Origin of the sequence: Bacillus sp. B1(2022), from assembly GCF_040259625.1 — a bacterium.
GTDB classification, from domain to species: Bacteria; Bacillota; Bacilli; order Bacillales; family Bacillaceae; genus Bacillus; species Bacillus velezensis.
The window spans coordinates 267,045-285,371 of the sequence record NZ_JANIFO010000004.1 but is presented as its reverse complement, the minus strand read 5'-3'; the positions used below and the strand labels follow the sequence as shown (position 1 = coordinate 285,371).

Below are 18,327 nucleotides of genomic sequence, written 5' to 3'. Positions count from 1 at the left end.
GGCTTCATGTCTTTTTTTATACAAAAAAATGAAAGAAAGACAGGTGTGATGCATGTGGCGGTATTAGCGAAAACAATGAAAAACAATCCGGAAAAGCTTGAGGGCGGCTGATTGATGAAAGGGGATGACAGTATTTGTTTACTGTATTAAAAAAGCTCGCGTGGTTTTTTAAAGCCTATTGGCTGCGCTATACGACAGCGATTGTTCTGTTATTGATTGTGAATGTCATTGAAATGTTTCCGCCTAAACTTCTCGGTAACGCGATAGACGATATGAAGGCGGGCGTGTTTACAAAAAGCGGGATGCTGTTTTACATATGTGTATTTCTCGCATTAACGGCAGCCGTCTATTTACTGTCTTATTTTTGGATGTATCAGCTTTTCGGCGGGGCGAATGTCATGGAGAAGATTCTCCGTTCAAAGCTGATGGGAAGGCTTCTTCAAATGTCACCGCCGTTTTACGAGAAATACAGAACGGGCGATTTAATGGCGCGGGGGACAAATGACTTGCAGGCCGTCAGTATGACGACGGGCTTCGGGGTCTTAACGCTCGTTGATTCAACGATGTATATGCTGACGATATTTTTGACAATGGGGCTTCTCATCAGCTGGAAGCTGACATTTGCCGCGATTATTCCGCTGCCGATAATGGCGGCTGCGGTCAGCCTGTACGGAAAAAAGATCCATGAGCGGTTTACGGAAGCGCAGGATGCTTTCGGATCATTAAATGACAAGGTGCTGGAGTCGGTATCCGGCGTCCGGGTCATCCGGGCTTTCGTGCAGGAAAAAAATGATGTCAGCCGGTTCGGTGATATGACGGCGGATGTATATGAGAAAAACATGAAGGTGGCGTTTATCGATTCACTTTTTGAACCGACTGTGAAACTTCTCGTCGGCCTCAGCTATCTCATCGGTCTCGGCTACGGCGCTTATCTCGTTTTTCAAAACCGGCTGACGCTGGGAGAGCTGGTATCGTTTAACGTGTACCTCGGAATGATGATCTGGCCGATGTTTGCGATCGGAGAATTAATCAATATTATGCAGCGCGGAAATGCCTCCTTGGATCGTGTCAATGAGACGCTTTCCTATGAGCCAGACGTGATCGGGCCCAAGCACCCCGCCGGCATCAAGGAGCCCGGGCGTCTTGTTTTTGAACAAGTGACTTTCACGTATCCGAGCGGAGCGGGACCGGCGGTTTCTGATGTATCTTTTTCCGTAGAAAAAGGGCAGACACTCGGCATCGTCGGGAAGACGGGAAGCGGAAAGACGACGATCATTAAGCAACTGTTGCGTGAATATCCGCCCGGCGCGGGAGCAATCACGTTTACAGGTGTTCCGATTCAGGGGATTCCGCTTGAGGAGCTCCGCGGGTGGATCGGCTATGTGCCGCAGGATCATATTTTATTTTCAAAGACTGTAAAGGAGAATCTGCTTTACGGACGGCAGGATGCAAACGAAGAGGAAATCGGCAGCGCGCTGAAAGACGCGCATTTTGAAAACGATATCGGTATGCTTTCCGACGGGCTTGAGACGCTGGTCGGCGAGAAGGGCGTAGCGCTCTCTGGCGGACAAAAGCAGCGCATCTCAATTGCGAGAGCGCTTTTGACCGATCCTGACATTCTCATATTAGATGATTCGCTTTCTGCCGTAGACGCGAAAACGGAAGCCGCCATCATTGACAGCATCCGTAAAAAACGGCGGCATAAAACAACGATTATCACCACCCATCGGCTCTCGGCAGTTGAACACGCAGATCTCATTCTCGTCATGGATGAAGGCCGGGTGTCTGAAAGAGGCACGCACCGGGAGCTGTTGGCGCAGAACGGCTGGTATCGAAAACAATATGAGAGGCAGCAGCTGTCCTCTCTTGAAGAAGGGGGGACGGGCGCATGAAGACCGGGAGAAGATTATGGAATTACGCGCTTCAATATAAGAAGCTGCTGATATGGGCGGTCGTCCTGCTCATTATTGCGGTCGGCACTGAGCTGACCGGCCCGTTTATCGGAAAAAAAATGATTGACGACCACATTCTCGGCATTGAAAAAACATGGGTTAAAGCCTCTGCGGACGATCCGGGCGCCGTCAGGTTCCGGGGGCATGATTATGTCAGGGAGGACCGGCTCAAACCGGGGGCGGACAAAACCGGAGAGGCGCACATTTATCAAGTCGGTGCGGGCTACTATTTTGTTGACCGTCCCGTCAGTTTTGACGGAAACCGTTCGGTGTCTGACGGCCGGCTGACAATATCAAACGGTAAAGAAAGCAGGTCATATCCCGCCATTACGTTATCAAGACAGGAGATTTTTCAATTTTACCGTCCCGAAATAAAAGGATTGCTGACGCTGACCGCCATTTACGCGGGACTGCTCATGTTTTCCGTATGTTTTCATTACGGCCAGCATTATCTGCTGCAGATGGGAGCGAACCGGATCATACAGCGCATGAGGCAGGATGTATTTTCACACATTCAGAAAATGCCGATCCGCTACTTTGATAATCTGCCTGCCGGAAAAGTCGTGGCCCGCATTACGAATGACACAGAAGCGGTCAGGGATTTATATGTAACGGTGCTGTCGACATTTATCACAAGCGGCGTTTATATGCTCGGCATTTTTACGGCGCTGTTTATGCTTGACGTCAGGCTGGCCGCCGTTTGCCTGCTGATTATTCCGATTTTAATGATCTGGTCGGTTGTGTACCGCAAATACGCATCCGTCTTCAACCAAAAAATCCGTTCCATTAACAGTGACATCAATGCGAAAATGAACGAGTCCATTCAAGGAATGCCGATTATTCAGGCGTTCCGCCGCGAGAAGGAAACGATGAAGGAATTTGAAGAATTGAATGAAGCTCATTTTCGCTATAAGAACAAAATGCTGTCCTTAAATTCCCTCATGTCCCACAGTCTTGTCAATGTGTTGCGCAATCTGGCGTTTGTCGGGCTGATCTGGTATTTCGGAGGCGCGAGTCTGAGTGCGGCCGGAATTGTTTCGATCGGTGTTTTATATGCATTTGTTGATTATTTAAACCGTTTGTTCCAGCCGGTTACGGGGATTGTCAACCAATTTTCGAAGCTTGAATTGGCCCGTGTCTCTGCCGCCAGAGTATTCGAGCTTTTACAGAAGGAGGAAACGGAAGAAGAAGGCGCTCCCGCAGACAGAAAGGCGGAAGGGACAGTGGAATTCCGCGATGTTTCTTTTGGGTATCGAAAGGGAGACGAGGTGCTGAAACAGATCAGCTTTACAGCTGAAAAAGGGGAGACGGTCGCCCTCGTCGGCCATACGGGGTCCGGCAAAAGCTCCATCCTGAATCTTCTGTTCCGTTTTTATGATGCTCAAAAAGGGGATATTCTGCTGGATGGTCAGAGCATATACGGCATGTCGAGGCAGGAGCTGAGGTCGCATATGGGCATTGTGCTGCAAGACCCGTATCTTTTCTCGGGCACGATCGGCTCCAATGTGACACTCGATGATCAGCGTATTTCTTTGGAGCAGGCGGAAGAAGCGCTTCGCCAAGTCGGCGCCGCAAGTCTTCTGCAATCCCTGCCGAAGGGCATCAGAGAGCCCGTTACCGAAAAAGGCGGCACACTGTCCTCAGGCCAGCGTCAGCTGATTTCTTTTGCAAGAGCGCTTGTGTTCGATCCGGCCATTTTAATTTTGGATGAGGCGACGGCGCACATTGACACCGAAACAGAAGCAGTCATTCAAAAAGCGCTGCAAGTCGTTCAAGAAGGACGCACGACATTTATTATCGCCCATCGGCTTTCCACGATCAGACACGCAGACCAGATTCTCGTGCTGGAAAAGGGCCGCATTATTGAAAAGGGAAGCCATGACGAATTAATGGCGCAAAAGGGGCAGTACCACCAAATGTATGAATTGCAGAAAGGAACGGCGAAGTCCGCGGTGTAATCGGAAAGGGTGAATCAAAGATTCGCCCTTTTTTTCATTCAGTAAGCCAGTCCCACCCGTTTTCTGACAAACTGCGGGCTGATCAGCTCACGGTACAGAAAGTGCGCCGTGTCTCCGACGGTGATTTCAGCGCCGTCTTCAGGAAGGCGATCCTGTTCGAACCGGTAAACTCCGGCAGCATCTCCGTCAGGAAGGTAGGTGGGACAGATGATCGTCCAGTCAAGATCCTCTGCCAGCAGCATTTCGTATACGCGGGCGTGTTCCTTTGCGGCTCTTGTTGATTTTCGTTTTGATTCTGCCGATTCAAAACGGTATTGATCAGGCATAAGCCGTGATTGAAGGATACCCGCGGTGCCGATCGTAATCAGACGCTGAACATGATGCCGTTTCATGCTGTCTATTATATGGGTCATAGCGGTTGAAAGGGTATCGTCACCGTCCGTGCCGAGACAGCTCACGACTGTGTCCGCTTTGGAAATCAATCGGCTTACATCTTCCCGCCGCCTCGCATTCCCTGTTATGATTTGTTTTTCAGGAATGGGAAGGACTGTTCCGGCTGATCTGACAAGAGCGAATATCTCCATGTGTCCATGTTTCTGCGCTTCTTTTATAAAAGCCTGTCCGACTCTTCCCGTTGCTCCGAGTAAAGCGATGTTCATGTAAAAAACCTCCTCGCCGCTCATTATATCATTCAAAGCAGCGGGGAAAAGAATACCTGTGAATAAACGGGAAATGGTGGGCAACATATTCATTGACCAAAGAAACACTTACGAACTGAATCAGCTCCCAATTGACTGAGGCAATGAATGACATGTTTTCCCTCCTTTTTTCCTAGGGTATGTGGAATAGGAAAAAAGGGTGACGGCATAAAAGAAGACGCGGTATCCCGCGCCTTCTGTAAGCCATTTATTGAGTTATTGTACGCCTTGGCCGCCCATGTTCTGCTGTGCGAAAGATACTAAACGTTTAGTGATTTCTCCTCCGACAGAACCGTTTGCACGAGAAGTTGTTTCTCCGCCAAGGTTTACGCCGAACTCAGAAGCAATTTCGTATTTCATTTGGTCGATTGCTTGAGCAGCGCCGGGTACTACTAGTTGGTTTGAAGAGTTGTTGTTTGCCATTTGTATGATCTCCTTTATAAAGTAGTATGGTTGGGTTTGCTGGAATTGCACCAGCCGATGATTTTCGGAACGAAAACCATTGCCAGCTCGGCTTCACCCAATGCTGTTTGCCGCTTTGTACTACGTATTATGGTGAATCAAACGGCATCTCATTCGGAAAACGGTGTGGTAAATAGCGGAAGGAAAAAGAAAAGCCCAGCCTGGTGCGGCTGAGCTTTTAGCTTTCAGTCATATATGTGATAAAGCATTAATTCATGCAGCTCTTTTACGAGAGCCGGCTCTTCTTTTCCCGGATGTGTGTGTCCCCATTCAATGTCTCCTGACTTGTGGTAAATCCCTTCGTAATGCGTACCCTGCCAGTAAAATGAAATCCGCCATCCGGGCAGTTTCTCTTTTTTGAATAACGGTTTCCAGCTGAAGTGCGAAATCATGACGTTCACGCTCCTTATGGGAAATGTTGATCTTGTTCATTGTAGCTCATCGTTCAATGCCTGTCCCGGGTAAACCTAAAAAAAGACAGCCTCACCGCCAAAGTTTTTCCGGGGCGGTGATGGACCGTTCTGATAAATACGACGCGTATTCAAAATTTCTCCGTTTTGTCAGGTAATCGACCGATCTCAGCTTCGGATGGGAAAAAATGCTGCGCCCGGGGCGGGAATTGGCTTCAAACATCCAAACTTTCCCTGAATGATCGACGCCGAGGTCAAAACCGATTTCGCCGATAAAACCTTCAATGTGCTCATTTAACACGCGGCTGACCGCCAAGGCGGCTTTTGAAAGTTTCCGCATCATGCCGACTCTCTCTCTCGGATCGCCGTATAATTCAGCTAACGTCCTGACTTCTCCGCCGGTTGCGAGATGCGTCGTGATGCTGTTTTCACCGGAAATTTTTGCCGCAATGGCCGTCACTGTCCATTTCCCCTCGGCGTTTTTATTCGTGTGCACCCTGAAATCGACGGGGCGCCCATCCAGCCGGATCAGGTCAATGCCTTGCTGAATTAAAAATGCGGACGGGTCATTGTTTTCTTTAAATGATGTCATGAAGGATGCCGCATCTGAATACTCTGCCGTCACCACCGTTTTTTCCTCATTCGTGTGTTTGACAGATAAGCCGGCATCTGTTTTTTCCACCTTGTAAATCCCCGTGCCGAGTGCGCCGTCTGCAGGTTTGATATAGACGGTGTCAAACGTGCTGCATAACGTTTCTAACGCTTCTGCATTCGGGTGCAGGACAGATTTTGGCAGAAGTGAAGCGGTGAGACTGTTTTTTTCCAGAAGCTTATGAATGTCCCATTTATTAAAGAATTGCGGATTAAACCACGGAATCTGATAGTCATTCATCAGCCTTTGTTTTGTCTGCTGTAAAAGCGGAACTTCTTCCGTTTTTCGGCTCGGGAGCCTGTCATATACGACATTCGGAAGCGGGACGGCCGTCCGTTTCCAGCTGTTTTCTTTATAAATCAGCGCTTGGACGGTGCCTTCTTCCCAGTTGATCTGATGGGCCCCGAAAACGAAACAATATCCGTTCGCCTGTTCATGAAGAGAGAGCATCTTGGAAAAGAAGGCTGTACGGTCTCTTAACGGGCGGGACGGCGATGATGTGAACCCGGCTGTGAAAACGCCGATCAGCGGTCCGATGTGCACCGTCTGGCCGTGTATGAGAAAGTCAGCCCGGCTTTTATGCGGTATCAACAGCTCCTCAAACAAATCTTCAGAAAGGAGCGCGCTTTTTTCAAGTGATTGAGAAAAGGCTACACGGCATTTGACAACCTTGGTCCCGAAGGCAGCGGATAAAAGCCCTTCCCGTTTCATGGAGGAGGGGAGAAACAGCGTATTTTTGCTTTTTTTATCGATGCCGACAATCATCCCTTTATGATTCACGCGGTAATACTCCTTTCCGGCTTTCCTGTGACTGAAGTTCGCGGAAGCGTCTCAGCGGACTCGTATACAAATCCTCTTTCGCCTCCGGAGCCACGCTTAAAATAGCTTTCCGTCCCGGCTTTGAGTTGACATCCAAAAGCCAGATGCGTCCGTCTTTGGCATAACAAATATCGAGCCCCAGCTCAAACAGCGGCCCGAACCGTTCATCAAGGAAATAAGGGACGGATTGGGTGATCGAAAAGACATCATCCAATAAAACGGCCTGCTGCTTTCTCGGAATTTCCTCAAACCATGTGTCAAACTTAATCGGTTCGGATCCTCCGGGCAAATGAGATAAAAGACCGTTCTGATAACCCCTTCTGACCGCTTTTCCGACCGTTTCCCAAACGCCTGACTCCGTTTTGCGCATGAAAATGCGGATGTCGCACGGATGCCGCTCTTTATCCTGGATATTTAAGTAGGATTGAAGCAAATAGCGGTGCTGCAGCACTTTTTTGCACCAAGACTTAAAAGACACGTGATTGGAAAATGATTTTGTTTGTTTGTTTTTTCCGATATAGTAAGTGGCCGTAATTGATTTTTTGCCTGTTTCAAGCAGGATGATGCCTCTGCCTCCCGCGCCGAAAGCGGGCTTAAGTATACATGCTTTTTCCTTGGCTAAGTATGATTGCACCTGTTCATAGCGGCTGACTTCGGCCGTTTCAGGAATATAGGGACTGATCAGATGATGCTTTTGGAGCGCATCCGTGACCGTCCATTTATCAGGAAGCCCCCGGCCGATAAATTCCGTTTTCGGATATTTTTTCAGCCATTCGACGATCGGTTTGGCTTTTTGCGCTTCAGCGGATTTTCCGTAAAAACAGCGGTCGTAAATATATTCGGGAATATCGATTTCCGTTTCGTTCCACTTTCCGCTTTGCGGGTGATAGACGAGCGCTTTCACGCGCAAAGAATCCGGAAATATATCAAACGGTGTAAAGCGGGCTAAGCGCACATTATATTGAGGCGCTCTTTCAGCCAATTCCCCGGCGTAATCTTCCTCGTGCCGGCGGGATACAGACATAAAACCGAGTGTTGTCATATTATTACTCCCCCTTTATTCAAAAAGCCGCTGATGGAACGGCCCTTCCATCCAATAAATATGCTAAGCGCGTTATAAAAGATGATCTACTGTAAAGAGTACGAAACAGCATCTTGCCTTATTCCTCACAAACAACAATTCAGGTTCTTCATTTGCCCGCATGCCCGCCAGCCTCTATAATACGAATAGATATATCATCAAGAAAATAGAACATAAGATGGAGGCAGAAGAAAAGGAATGGGCATAGCAGGAACGTTTCTATTTATGATTGTGATCGGAGCCGCGATCGGCGCGGTGACGAATCATCTTGCCATTCAGATGTTATTTCGTCCGTACCGGCCGTATTACCTGTTCGGAAAACGGGTTCCGTTTACGCCGGGGCTGATCCCGAAAAGACGGGATGAATTGGCAAAACAAATGGGGCTCATGGTGACGAACCACCTTTTAACCCCGGAAGGAATAAAAAAGCGGCTTTTATCAGATACCGTTAAAAACCAGGCGCTTCTTTTCGCCGAACAATTCACGCAAAAAATGGCCGCTTCCGAGATGACGGTGCACGAAGCTTTGGCCGCCGCGGGCATCCGGAATCCGCAGGAAAAGACGGATGCCTGGATTGACCGTTTTACCGATGAAAAGCTTTCGGAACTGTACCGGAAATATGAGCACCGCGCCATAAAAGACTGGCTTCCTGATGAGCTTCAGGAAAAGCTGGATGAAAAAGTCCCGATGGCCGCAGATTATATTCTGAAGCGGAGCATTGATTATTTTGAGAGCGAAGAAGGGAAAGACAGGCTCGGAAATATGATTGACGACTTTTTGAATTCCCGGGGGATGCTCGGCAGCATGGTGCAGATGTTCCTCGGCAATTCAAGCTTGGCAGACCGTGTGCTGCCTGAGCTGTTAAAGTTTTTGCGCAATGAGGAAACGAAAAAGCTTCTGGCTGATCTGCTTTCTCAAGAATGGGGCAAGCTCAAATCTTATACACTTTATGAGGCCGATGAAAAGTGGAATGCGAAAGATCTGCTGTTCAGCATGAAAAAGCGGGCTTTGGCCGCACTTCAAACCGCGCCCTTTTTCCAATGCCGGCTCGGTGACATCATCTCCCGTTATGAAGGGGAGATTACGGGAACGTACGCGCCGAAGCTGCTTGATGCGGCACTCGGCAGTATTGCCGCTCATTTGGAGGATGTGCTGAAACGGCTGCGTCTTGAGGAAGTGGTCAAAGAGCAGGTTGATCAGTTTCCCGTTGAACGGCTGGAGGAAATGGTGCTGTCGATTTCCAAGAGAGAATTTAAGATGATAACGTATTTAGGCGGTCTGCTCGGCGGGATAATCGGAGCAATTCAGGCTTTGTTTGTCATTCTTTTCTAAGGAAAACATACGCCGATGATGAAAGTCGCTCCGCAGTCTGTTATAGTGGAGTGGTATGTCCGAAAGGAAGAAAGGAGCGGTTACTATGGCAGTTCATTTTTATGATGCAGCATATGATCTTGAAAAAGCTTTGCGAAACAGTGATGAATACAGCCGTCTGAGAGGGCTTTATGATCAAGTAAACGCAGATGAATCCGCAAAACGCATGTTTGATAACTTCCGCAATGTACAGCTGCAGCTGCAGCAGAAACAGATGTCAGGTGAAGAAATCACTCAGGAAGAGGTAGAGCAGGCACAAAAAACGGTTGCTCTCGTACAGCAGCATGAATTGATTTCACAGCTGATGGAAGCGGAACAGCGCATGAGCATGCTGATCGGCGAGTTAAACAAAATCATTATGAAACCTCTTGAAGAGCTTTACGGCAGCCCGGAATAAGCTCCACACCCCTCCATCTATGAAATGGAGGGGTTTTTTTATTCAACAGAAAAATCAAGCGAACCTTTTACCGTTCCGTTAATGATGACAGACAGAGTGTGAATTCCCCGATAATGCTTGCGGGTGGTTAAATCTTTAAGGGAATGGTGTTTGCTGAAGGCTTTTACGTCTCCGTTATCCATGGCGGACTCCGACATCTTAAACACCTTGCGGCTGCGGTGCCCCCTTTTCTTTACAAAATCAATCGCGTATTCAACCCTGACTTTTTGCCGGGCGGATGAGCGGATCTGAAAAGAAAAATGTATGCTTGTTCCGATGGCGGCCGTTTCCGAATTCAATATAAAACGTTCCAATGAAATCCGGGAGGCGTCTTCAAACCCGAAAATCGCAAGCGCCTGTTTGTCTCCTCTTTTTAACAGTGTCCTGCAGGCGTGCTTCAAAATCCAGTCCGTATGCGGACAGCTTCCGAACCGCTCGGCTGCGATCTGTGCCAGAACATCCGGGTGTGTTTTGGAGATGTCATTCAGGTTATTCGCCACGCTTTTTCTGACATATAACGAGTCATCCTGCATCAAGCGGTCCAGAACAGGGAGAATCGGAGAAGGATCTTCAAGAAGAGCCGGAATGGAGATTCCCCATGGCAGGCGCGGTCTTGAGCCTTCGCTGGCAAGCCTTCTGACATGTTCGTCCGGATGCTCCGTCCAGGAAAGGAACTCTTTGAACATCCGCTCCCGGTCAAGCCTGATATACGGGCGGACCGCAAATTCGGAAGTGGAAAAACGAGTGAAATACTGAAGCGCCTTCATTGATTCGTCCCAGTGATCCGTTCCGTACTGTTGGACATAATCGGGAAAAATAATCCCGGCGAGCCCTGAGAAGTGGGGAGCTGTCTCATATAAGACGTCAAGCGCCCGTATGTAATCCTTCGGCAGTGTTTCATATAAAGAGTCTGTGATCCGGCGCATCCGCTGTTTTAACGTCAGTCCGGGCCAATCTTCCTGAAACATCAGCGCCCGGCACTTGTCCCGCTCAAAAGCCGGATACGCCGATTTGATTCTGTTCAGAAGTGCTTCTGCAAATTCTTCGTTATAAATATCTTTTAATAGAGACATGACAGTCACCGCTTTTTTTCTTTTATTATATGAGAATGTATGTTCCCTTGCAACTTTATCATACATTCAGCATAGATATTTCCTCTGATTTTTTTAGTTAAAAAAACCCTTGTTTTTTAACAATATAATTGAGATAATAACTCTGAAAGCGCCTACACTTACAGATGATCTAAGGATACGGTCGCCTATACTGCCTGGTATGTTAAGGGGTAGCAACAGAGAGTAAGTGAAACGAGCGCATCAACGGTCAAATAAGGGGTTCCTGATATATTTCGTAAATAGAAATACACATTGGGGAGAAGGCAGCAAATCGATCGTATCCCAACAAAACGACAGTTCAAAGTCTGCTTGAGGCAGGCTTTTTTGCTGCGGAGAAAAGGTTGTTCTAAACAAAGAGACAGGGTCATATCCTAATGACAAGTACAGTCATCAAGGAGGGGGACTTCTCTGTGTCAAAACAAATGCTGGCGTTAAATATAGACGGAGCGCTTCTTCGCTCCAACGGCAAACTTCATCAGACGACAAAGGATGCCATCGAATACGTCAAGAAAAAAGGAATTTACGTCACACTGGTCACAAACCGCCATTTTCGCTCCGCTCAAAAAGTGGCGAAAATATTAAAGCTGAATGCGAAATTGATTACCCACAGCGGCGCATACATTTCTGAAAAAATAGATGAGCCGTTTTTTGAAAAGAAAATATCAGAAGATCATACGTTTAATATCGTTCAGGTGCTGGAAAGCTATCCATGCAATATCCGGCTTCTTCACGAAAAATATTCGATCGGAAACAAGAAGAAAGTGAACTCCAATCTGGTCGGGAAAACAATGATTCATCCGTCTGACCCGATTTTTTATCCGGTGCAGTTTGTCGAATCATTAAGTGACCTGCTCCTTGATGAGCCGGTTTCAGCGCCCGTCATTGAAGTGCATGCCGAAGTTGGCCTGCAGGCTGATATAACGGATACGATAATGAAAGCATTCCCGGCCGTCGATGTGATCCGCGTCAACGGAGAAAAACTGAACATCGTGCCTAAAGGGGTTTCAAAAGAAAGCGGACTTTCGATGGTCGCCGCTGATCTCGGGCTTTCAATGGAAGAGGTTGTGGCTATCGGCCATCAGGAAGATGATCTGCCGATGATCGAGCTGGCCGGTCTCGGCGTCGCGATGGGGAATGCCTCAAATGAATTAAAAAGAAAAGCGGATTGGGTGACAAGGTCAAATGATGAACAGGGAGTCGCCTATATGATTAAGGAATATTTCCGCATGCAGCACCGCAAAGGCTTTCTCGATAAGTTCCATATGAAACGGCCGTAATCAAGAGCCGCAGACGCGAAACGCCGGTCTGCGGCTTTTTCGCGGATTGATTTTAGCCTGTTCTTTCTGTACACTAAAGAAAGTTTTGAATCTGAAAAATAAGGTGATCACATTGCAAATAAAAATAGACGGCATCACGGATGACAGGCTGCATCGTCCGCTGCAAAACATCGCGAATTTATTTTTTGAAGAGTGTGTTCTTGCGTACGGCGAAACGGAGGAACCCTCTGATCTCGTCATCTCACTTGCCATTTCTCAAGATGCAGACAGCGTGTCGGTATCCGGAGAAATCAAAGGAACCGGCGAAAAGGAACATCATACGAAACCGCTTCTTGCCGGATGGAGCGAAAAAGAAGTATTTAAACAGGTGAAAAACACGCTGTCGTACGTCTACTTAAATCTTCTTCAATCGCATACGGGCATGACACAAAAATGGGGAATCTTAACCGGCATCAGGCCTACTAAACTTCTTCATAAAAAGCTGCAGAGCGGCCTGACAAAAGAAGAGGCGCACGCCGATCTGAAAAAAGATTATCTGATCCATGATGAAAAAATCAATCTGATGCAGGAGATCGTCGACCGCCAGCTCGCTGCGGTTCCCGATCTGTACCGGGTCAAAGATGAAGTCAGCATATATATCGGCATCCCGTTCTGCCCGACGAAATGCGCCTACTGCACGTTTCCGGCTTATGCCATTCAAGGACAGGCGGGAAGAGTCGGCTCCTTTTTATGGGGGCTTCACTATGAAATGCAGAAAATCGGAGAATGGCTGAAGCGGCATGATATCAAAGTGACGACCATTTATTTCGGCGGCGGCACGCCGACAAGCATTACCGCTGAGGAAATGGATCTTTTATATGAAGAAATGGTCCGCTCTTTCCCGGATGTCGCGGATATCAGGGAGATTACCGTTGAAGCGGGCCGTCCCGACACGATTACGGAGGAGAAGCTGGCCGTTTTAAATAAGTATAAGATTGACAGAATCAGCATCAACCCGCAATCTTATGAAAACGAAACGCTTAAGGCCATCGGCAGACATCATACAGTTGAAGAAACCATCGAAAAATACCATCTTTCCCGCAAACACGGCATGAACAACATCAACATGGACCTGATCATCGGCCTGCCGGGAGAAGGGACGGCTGAGTTCAGGCACAGTCTTGAGGAAACGGAAAAGCTGATGCCTGAATCTTTGACCGTTCATACGCTTTCTTTTAAACGGGCGTCAGAAATGACGAGAAACAAGCATAAGTATAAAGTTGCCGACAGACAGGAAGTGTCCCGCATGATGGATGACGCCGTCCGCTGGACAAAAGAGCACGGCTATACGCCGTACTACTTGTACCGGCAGAAAAACATTCTCGGAAACCTTGAAAATGTCGGCTACTCCTTCCCTGGCCAGGAAAGCATCTACAACATTATGATTATGGAAGAAGTGCAGACGATTATCGGTATCGGCTGCGGCGCGGCAAGCAAATTCATTCATCCGGAAACCGGAAAAATCACGCACTTCGCCAATCCGAAAGACCCGAAATCATATAATGACCGATTCGAGCATTATACAGAAGAGAAAATCAAATACTTAGATGAGATGTTCGTCAAATCTGCATTATAATATCAAAAACGGCACGGAATCAGCGTGCCGTTTTTTTATGTTTAACCGTCTGTAAAAACGGGAAAAGACCATCAGACTGTTATTCGCAAGAGGTGCATAATATGTATGATGTCATAGGAGCGGGAATCGGGCCGTTTAATTTAGGGCTTGCCGCATTGTTAGAGGATATACCCGGAACAGACGCTCTTTTTTTCGATAAAAAGAAAGAATTTGCGTGGCATCCGGGCCTGTTAATTAAAGGAACGGATTTACAGGTGGCGTTTCTGGCGGACCTGGTCACGCTCGCCGATCCGAAAAGCCGCTACACGTTTTTAAACTTTCTCCATGAACATGACCGGCTGTACCGGTTTTATACGTTTAATGAATTTGATATTCCGAGACGGGAATTTAACGACTATTTGAGCTGGACGGCTTCAGAAATCAAATCATGCCGTTTCGGCTCAGAGGTAATCGGCGTGAAAAATGCCGGCGGACATTATGACGTCAGCGTCAAGAACATTGAGGACGGAAGCATCAGTGTCTATCAAACGAAGCATTTCGTCATGGGGACGGGGTCTGAACCGCTTATTCCCGCAGAGATTGCTGCCGAAGCGCGTCAGGACACGATGGTCAGCACGGAATATTTGTTTCGGAAAGACGAGCTCGCCGGCGCCGAATCAATTACAGTGGTCGGCTCCGGACAGAGCGCCGCGGAGATCTTTTCTGACTTATTGCACGATGAAAAATACCGCCGCAGCCGGCTGCAATGGGTGACACGCTCCGCCGGATTCCGAGAATTAGAAACCGCCAAGCTCGGGCAGGAAATGTTTACACCTGATTATGTGGAATATTTTAACCGCCTGCCTTTTAAAGAACGGCTGAACACGCTCCCTGAGCTGGACGGACTGCGCCACGGCATTGATTCTGACACACTTGCCGCCATTTACGATGCCCTGTATCACAGATCGATCAGCGGAGGTTCGCCTGACGTGTATATTCAGCCGATGGCGGAGCTTGAAAAAATTGAAAAGCAAAACGGGCGCTGCGTACTGAGCTTTCATCAATGGCAGATGGATGAAACCTTTACGGCCGATTCAGAAAAAGTGATATTGGCGACCGGTTTTAAACCTCATATTCCGGAATGGTTTACGGCAATTGCCCCCGATATCGAATGGGAGGATGAGAAACGGTTTAAAGTGACGGCCGATTCCCGTCTTGTCTTTAAGGACGACAGGCGGCATCATTTTTTCACATTAACGAATCTTGATCATGCTCACGGAACGGGCGCTACGAATTTGAAGCTGTCTGTTTACAGAAACCAAAAAATCATCAATACCATTCTGGGAAAAGAGCATTTCTCCATTAATAAAAAAACGGCTTTTCAGCAATTTCTTCCCGCTCAAAAAAACTGACCCCTTATGAAGAGGTCAGTTTTTTTTATGATTTCTGCGGCTTCTTTTCAGGCGTCTTCCATTTGAACACGCTGTTCAACAGGAGATATATCCGCTTCGATTCTTTCGTGAGCAAAGGGCCGAAGATGGCCAGTATCAAAACATATAAGGCGGCGAAAGGTTTAAGTGAAGCGGACAGGCCGCCGGCGATGCCGAGATTTGCGACGATAATGGAGAATTCGCCGCGTGACACAATGGTCAGCCCGATATTAGACGATGCTTTATGAGAAAGCCCCGCCCGGCGCCCGGCGATCATGCCGGCGATAAAGTTTCCGGCAATCGTCAGCAGAACGGCGCCAAGGGCAAGCCATACCGCATCTCCGAGTGAAAACGGATCAATGCTGAGACCGAAGCTGAAGAAAAACATGGCCCCGAAAAAGTCACGGAACGGCACGACAAGATGCTCAATCCTGTCAGAATGGGCCGTCTCCGAAAACACGAGTCCGAGCAAGAGCGCGCCGATCGCTTCAGCGACATGAATCGTTTCGGAAAAGCCGGCAATGAAAAAGAGCGCGGCGAAAATGACGATGACAAATACCTCGTTTGAACGGATATCAAGCAGCTTGTTCAGCAGAGGCGGCAATTTTCGAGCGGCAATGAAAAACAGCAGCATATATCCGAAAGCGATCACGATTGACATCAGCGCGCCTCCGACAGACGTCGCGTCTCCCAGAACAAGCCCGGAAACGACCGATAAGTAAACCGCCAGAAAGATATCCTCAAACATAATGATGCCGAGAATCAGCTCCGTTTCCGGATTGGCCGTGCGCTTTAAGTCAACAAGCACCTTTGCGACAATGGCGCTTGATGATATCGTGATGACGCCCGCCAATACAAGCACTTCCAAAAAGGAAAAGCCCGTGATAAAGCCGTATATCAGCCCTAAACTGAAATTAATCAGAATATAAATCGTTCCGCCGGCGGCGATTGAACGTCCGGATTTGACTAATTTTCCGACCGAGAATTCAAGCCCGAGGTAAAAGAGGAGGAACAGGACGCCCATCCGTCCGAAAAATTCAATCACTTCCCGGCTTTCGATAAACGTCAGGTCAATGATGCCCGCTTGGGGTGCGTGCGGCCCGACAAGCATTCCTAAAATGATCAGGAAGGGGATGATCGAGAATTTAATTTTATTGGCGATGACACTCGCAATGGCTACAAGAACTAACGCCGTACCGACTTCAAATACGAGATGGTCCATAAACAGATCACACTCCGTCTCTGGAGAGGAAGTCTTGGATCAGCTTTTTCAGATGCTTTCTTTCACCTGAGAGGACGAGTGTATCGTTTGCTTCAAGGAGCGAATCAGCGCCCGGGTTTAAAAGCTTTTTCTGGTTATGCTTAATGATGGCGATGACCGTCACGTCATAGTTCTGACGCACATCCAGTTCGCCGAGCGTCCGCCCTGCCGCTTTTGCCCCTTTTTCAACTTTAAACCATTCGATAATCAGATCGTTGAACGCCATTTCAATCGATTCAAGCGCCTGCGGTTTGTACACCATCCCGCCGATAATCGCGGCAATCTGTCTTGCTTCCGCATCATCAAGTGAAATGCTTGCCAGAAGCTCATCAGGGTCGCGGTCATCAAATCTGTAAATTTCCCGCCTGCCGTCATCATGAATGATGATCGTCATTTTTTCATGATTTCTCGTTTCGATTTCGAATTTTTTCCCGATACCGGGCAGATCGTTTTCTTTAATATTCATAAAAAATCCCTCCGGAATATACTGTTTTTACACCGTAAATACAGATTGGCAATGAGAAATGGTCTGATGCCGGAGGTAATTTGACTGGTATTGTATCGGAATGGCGCATGTCCTTTCCATTGTGGAATCAATGAATTGATCAAGAGGTTTGACAGATAACAGGGAGATCATCCGGGATAACGCACCGTATCCTTTTGACAGGCCTTGCGGAGCGGTTTTGGTGTGAACCGGCGTCTTTGCCGAATCCGTTTCCTGCGGGTAAACCGAAATTTGTACATGGCTGTCTGTTTCTGTCACCAATTGGGAAGGAAGAGCGACATCCGAAGGGGGGAACAGCACCATAAAAAAGCTCAGTAACAAGCTGAGTATCACATATTTCATTATCGGCGTTTTTCCCCCCCTTTTGTTTTGTATATCAATTTCACTATATAAAAATGTATGTTCAGTTTCAAATGATATGCATTTTTCGGTATCTATTGACCTTGAAAAATAAAGGAATTTCGCTTCGGCGGAAGGAATATATCATTTGAACAAAATATGTAAGCGGATTCAAGGAGGATGTAAACATGCAGTATATTCGCTATGAAGAAAAGGGAAAGATTGCGGAGATTGTGCTGAACCGGCCTGACAGTTACAACGCGCTGAATGAACAAATGCTCCGGGAATTGGAAAACGCATGCGTGATGGCAGCCGACAGTGAGGCGCTTATCGTGCTTTTACGGGGGGAAGGCCGGGGATTTTCCGCGGGCGGTGATATTCAGATGATGACGTCGGATCATGATTCAGGAGAATATGAACGGCTCATGAAAATGATCGAATCCATTACGCTGACGCTCTATGATATGAAAAAAATTGTGATAGCCGCCATCCACGGAGCCGCGGCGGGGCTCGGGCTGAGTTTCGCGCTGTGCGCCGATGTGGTGCTCGCTGAAGAAAACGCCCGCCTCGCGATGAATTTCATCGGCATCGGATTGGTTCCCGATGGAGGAGGCCATTATTTATTAATGAGACGCGTCGGTGAGATCGAAGCGAAAAAACTGATTTGGAGCGGTGAAAAATTACCGGCTGAAAAAGCGGTGCGGCTCAAGCTTGCCGACGGGCTGTTCAGCGGCGGCCCTGCGGAGGGGGCACAACCGTATATCGACCGATTGCTGCATGCGCCGCTGTCAGCGATGATTGAAACGAAGGCTATTTATCAGAGCCTCCATATCAGCCGGTTAAAAGATGTTTTGTCTCTTGAACGAAAGGCACAGGAAAATATGAGAAAAACGGATGATCATAAAGAGGGCATCCGCGCCTTTTTAGAAAAACGGACGCCGCAATTTAACCGGTAAAATACAGAAGCCGG

18 protein-coding genes are annotated in these 18,327 nt (G+C 47.9%); 8 read left to right on the top strand and 10 right to left on the bottom strand.

Annotated elements, in window-relative coordinates:
* Window positions 1–134: 134 nt before the first annotated feature.
* Entirely contained in the window at window positions 135–1,892 is a 1,758-nt protein-coding gene (bmrC, locus tag NQS30_RS09975) for a multidrug ABC transporter ATP-binding protein BmrC (protein WP_025284492.1), read from the top strand.
* Entirely contained in the window at window positions 1,889–3,910 is a 2,022-nt protein-coding gene (gene bmrD / locus NQS30_RS09970) for a multidrug resistance ABC transporter ATP-binding protein/permease BmrD (protein ID WP_218791545.1), read from the top strand. Before bmrC ends, bmrD begins: the two co-directional genes overlap by 4 nt.
* Window positions 3,911–3,948: 38 nt before the next feature.
* Here the strand turns inward: bmrD and NQS30_RS09965 are convergent, their stop codons facing one another.
* The 6 genes from NQS30_RS09965 to NQS30_RS09940 form a co-directional block, all read right to left on the bottom strand.
* On the bottom strand, window positions 3,949–4,569 hold the full coding sequence (locus NQS30_RS09965; RefSeq protein WP_076423810.1) for an NAD(P)-dependent oxidoreductase: 621 nt from the start codon (window positions 4,567–4,569) through the stop codon (window positions 3,949–3,951).
* Between the two features lie 28 nt (window positions 4,570–4,597).
* The gene (locus NQS30_RS09960; protein WP_007409245.1) at window positions 4,598–4,723 is read right to left on the bottom strand and encodes a hypothetical protein; all 126 of its coding nucleotides are present in this window, start codon (window positions 4,721–4,723) and stop codon (window positions 4,598–4,600) included.
* 101 nt (window positions 4,724–4,824) lie between these two features.
* Entirely contained in the window at window positions 4,825–5,031 is a 207-nt protein-coding gene (locus NQS30_RS09955) for an alpha/beta-type small acid-soluble spore protein (RefSeq protein ID WP_007610368.1), read from the bottom strand.
* A 224-nt stretch (window positions 5,032–5,255) separates the two neighbouring features.
* Window positions 5,256–5,471, bottom strand: a complete 216-nt coding sequence (locus NQS30_RS09950) for a YheE family protein (RefSeq protein ID WP_012117190.1) — start codon at window positions 5,469–5,471, stop codon at window positions 5,256–5,258.
* A gap of 82 nt (window positions 5,472–5,553) precedes the next feature.
* Complete coding sequence (locus NQS30_RS09945; RefSeq protein WP_015239497.1) at window positions 5,554–6,912, bottom strand: YheC/YheD family endospore coat-associated protein; 1,359 nt, start codon at window positions 6,910–6,912, stop codon at window positions 5,554–5,556.
* The gene (locus NQS30_RS09940; RefSeq protein ID WP_138092015.1) at window positions 6,902–7,993 is read right to left on the bottom strand and encodes a YheC/YheD family endospore coat-associated protein; all 1,092 of its coding nucleotides are present in this window, start codon (window positions 7,991–7,993) and stop codon (window positions 6,902–6,904) included. Before NQS30_RS09940 ends, NQS30_RS09945 begins: the two co-directional genes overlap by 11 nt.
* Before the next feature lie 237 nt (window positions 7,994–8,230).
* Here NQS30_RS09940 and NQS30_RS09935 point away from each other — a divergent pair, with 237 nt between their 5' ends.
* Together NQS30_RS09935 and NQS30_RS09930 are read left to right on the top strand one after the other, a co-directional pair.
* On the top strand, window positions 8,231–9,364 hold the full coding sequence (locus tag NQS30_RS09935) for a DUF445 domain-containing protein (RefSeq protein WP_218791546.1): 1,134 nt from the start codon (window positions 8,231–8,233) through the stop codon (window positions 9,362–9,364).
* 85 nt (window positions 9,365–9,449) lie between these two features.
* On the top strand, window positions 9,450–9,800 hold the full coding sequence (locus NQS30_RS09930) for a YlbF/YmcA family competence regulator (RefSeq protein ID WP_014720937.1): 351 nt from the start codon (window positions 9,450–9,452) through the stop codon (window positions 9,798–9,800).
* A gap of 38 nt (window positions 9,801–9,838) precedes the next feature.
* Here NQS30_RS09930 and NQS30_RS09925 read toward each other — a convergent pair whose 3' ends face one another.
* A complete protein-coding gene (locus NQS30_RS09925) occupies window positions 9,839–10,978 on the bottom strand; it encodes a DNA alkylation repair protein (RefSeq protein WP_218791547.1) in 1,140 nt (379 codons plus the stop codon).
* A 383-nt stretch (window positions 10,979–11,361) separates the two neighbouring features.
* Between NQS30_RS09925 and NQS30_RS09920 the strand changes: the two genes are divergently transcribed.
* From NQS30_RS09920 to NQS30_RS09910, 3 genes are all read left to right on the top strand, one after another.
* Complete coding sequence (locus NQS30_RS09920; RefSeq protein WP_218791548.1) at window positions 11,362–12,228, top strand: Cof-type HAD-IIB family hydrolase; 867 nt, start codon at window positions 11,362–11,364, stop codon at window positions 12,226–12,228.
* 112 nt (window positions 12,229–12,340) lie between these two features.
* Window positions 12,341–13,843: a coproporphyrinogen III oxidase gene (locus NQS30_RS09915; RefSeq protein ID WP_015239499.1), complete on the top strand. Its 1,503-nt coding sequence runs from the start codon at window positions 12,341–12,343 to the stop codon at window positions 13,841–13,843.
* A gap of 101 nt (window positions 13,844–13,944) precedes the next feature.
* The gene (locus NQS30_RS09910) at window positions 13,945–15,234 is read left to right on the top strand and encodes a lysine N(6)-hydroxylase/L-ornithine N(5)-oxygenase family protein (protein ID WP_047935543.1); all 1,290 of its coding nucleotides are present in this window, start codon (window positions 13,945–13,947) and stop codon (window positions 15,232–15,234) included.
* Window positions 15,235–15,259: 25 nt separating this feature from the next.
* Here the strand turns inward: NQS30_RS09910 and NQS30_RS09905 are convergent, their stop codons facing one another.
* The 3 genes from NQS30_RS09905 to NQS30_RS09895 are packed head-to-tail and all read right to left on the bottom strand — an operon-like array spanning window position 15,260 to window position 17,360.
* Window positions 15,260–16,474: a cation:proton antiporter gene (locus NQS30_RS09905; RefSeq protein WP_003155266.1), complete on the bottom strand. Its 1,215-nt coding sequence runs from the start codon at window positions 16,472–16,474 to the stop codon at window positions 15,260–15,262.
* Window positions 16,475–16,481: 7 nt separating this feature from the next.
* The gene (locus NQS30_RS09900) at window positions 16,482–16,979 is read right to left on the bottom strand and encodes a cation:proton antiporter regulatory subunit (protein ID WP_012117200.1); all 498 of its coding nucleotides are present in this window, start codon (window positions 16,977–16,979) and stop codon (window positions 16,482–16,484) included.
* A gap of 27 nt (window positions 16,980–17,006) precedes the next feature.
* The gene (locus tag NQS30_RS09895; protein WP_012117201.1) at window positions 17,007–17,360 is read right to left on the bottom strand and encodes a hypothetical protein; all 354 of its coding nucleotides are present in this window, start codon (window positions 17,358–17,360) and stop codon (window positions 17,007–17,009) included.
* Between the two features lie 185 nt (window positions 17,361–17,545).
* Between NQS30_RS09895 and NQS30_RS09890 the strand changes: the two genes are divergently transcribed.
* On the top strand, window positions 17,546–18,313 hold the full coding sequence (locus tag NQS30_RS09890) for an enoyl-CoA hydratase (RefSeq protein ID WP_007409232.1): 768 nt from the start codon (window positions 17,546–17,548) through the stop codon (window positions 18,311–18,313).
* Window positions 18,314–18,327: the final 14 nt, after the last annotated feature.

Coding starts and splice junctions, on each gene's coding strand:
- NQS30_RS09905 (WP_003155266.1), bottom strand. CDS start 16,474: ATGGACCATCTCGTATTTGAAGTCGGTACGGCGTTAGTTCTTGTAGCC.
- NQS30_RS09955 (WP_007610368.1), bottom strand. CDS start 5,031: ATGGCAAACAACAACTCTTCAAACCAACTAGTAGTACCCGGCGCTGCT.
- NQS30_RS09925 (WP_218791547.1), bottom strand. CDS start 10,978: ATGTATGATAAAGTTGCAAGGGAACATACATTCTCATATAATAAAAGA.
- NQS30_RS09935 (WP_218791546.1), top strand. CDS start 8,231: ATGGGCATAGCAGGAACGTTTCTATTTATGATTGTGATCGGAGCCGCG.
- NQS30_RS09890 (WP_007409232.1), top strand. CDS start 17,546: ATGCAGTATATTCGCTATGAAGAAAAGGGAAAGATTGCGGAGATTGTG.
- NQS30_RS09965 (WP_076423810.1), bottom strand. CDS start 4,569: ATGAACATCGCTTTACTCGGAGCAACGGGAAGAGTCGGACAGGCTTTT.
- NQS30_RS09940 (WP_138092015.1), bottom strand. CDS start 7,993: ATGACAACACTCGGTTTTATGTCTGTATCCCGCCGGCACGAGGAAGAT.
- NQS30_RS09930 (WP_014720937.1), top strand. CDS start 9,450: ATGGCAGTTCATTTTTATGATGCAGCATATGATCTTGAAAAAGCTTTG.
- bmrD (WP_218791545.1), top strand. CDS start 1,889: ATGAAGACCGGGAGAAGATTATGGAATTACGCGCTTCAATATAAGAAG.
- NQS30_RS09910 (WP_047935543.1), top strand. CDS start 13,945: ATGTATGATGTCATAGGAGCGGGAATCGGGCCGTTTAATTTAGGGCTT.
- NQS30_RS09960 (WP_007409245.1), bottom strand. CDS start 4,723: ATGTCATTCATTGCCTCAGTCAATTGGGAGCTGATTCAGTTCGTAAGT.
- NQS30_RS09900 (WP_012117200.1), bottom strand. CDS start 16,979: ATGAATATTAAAGAAAACGATCTGCCCGGTATCGGGAAAAAATTCGAA.
- NQS30_RS09895 (WP_012117201.1), bottom strand. CDS start 17,360: ATGAAATATGTGATACTCAGCTTGTTACTGAGCTTTTTTATGGTGCTG.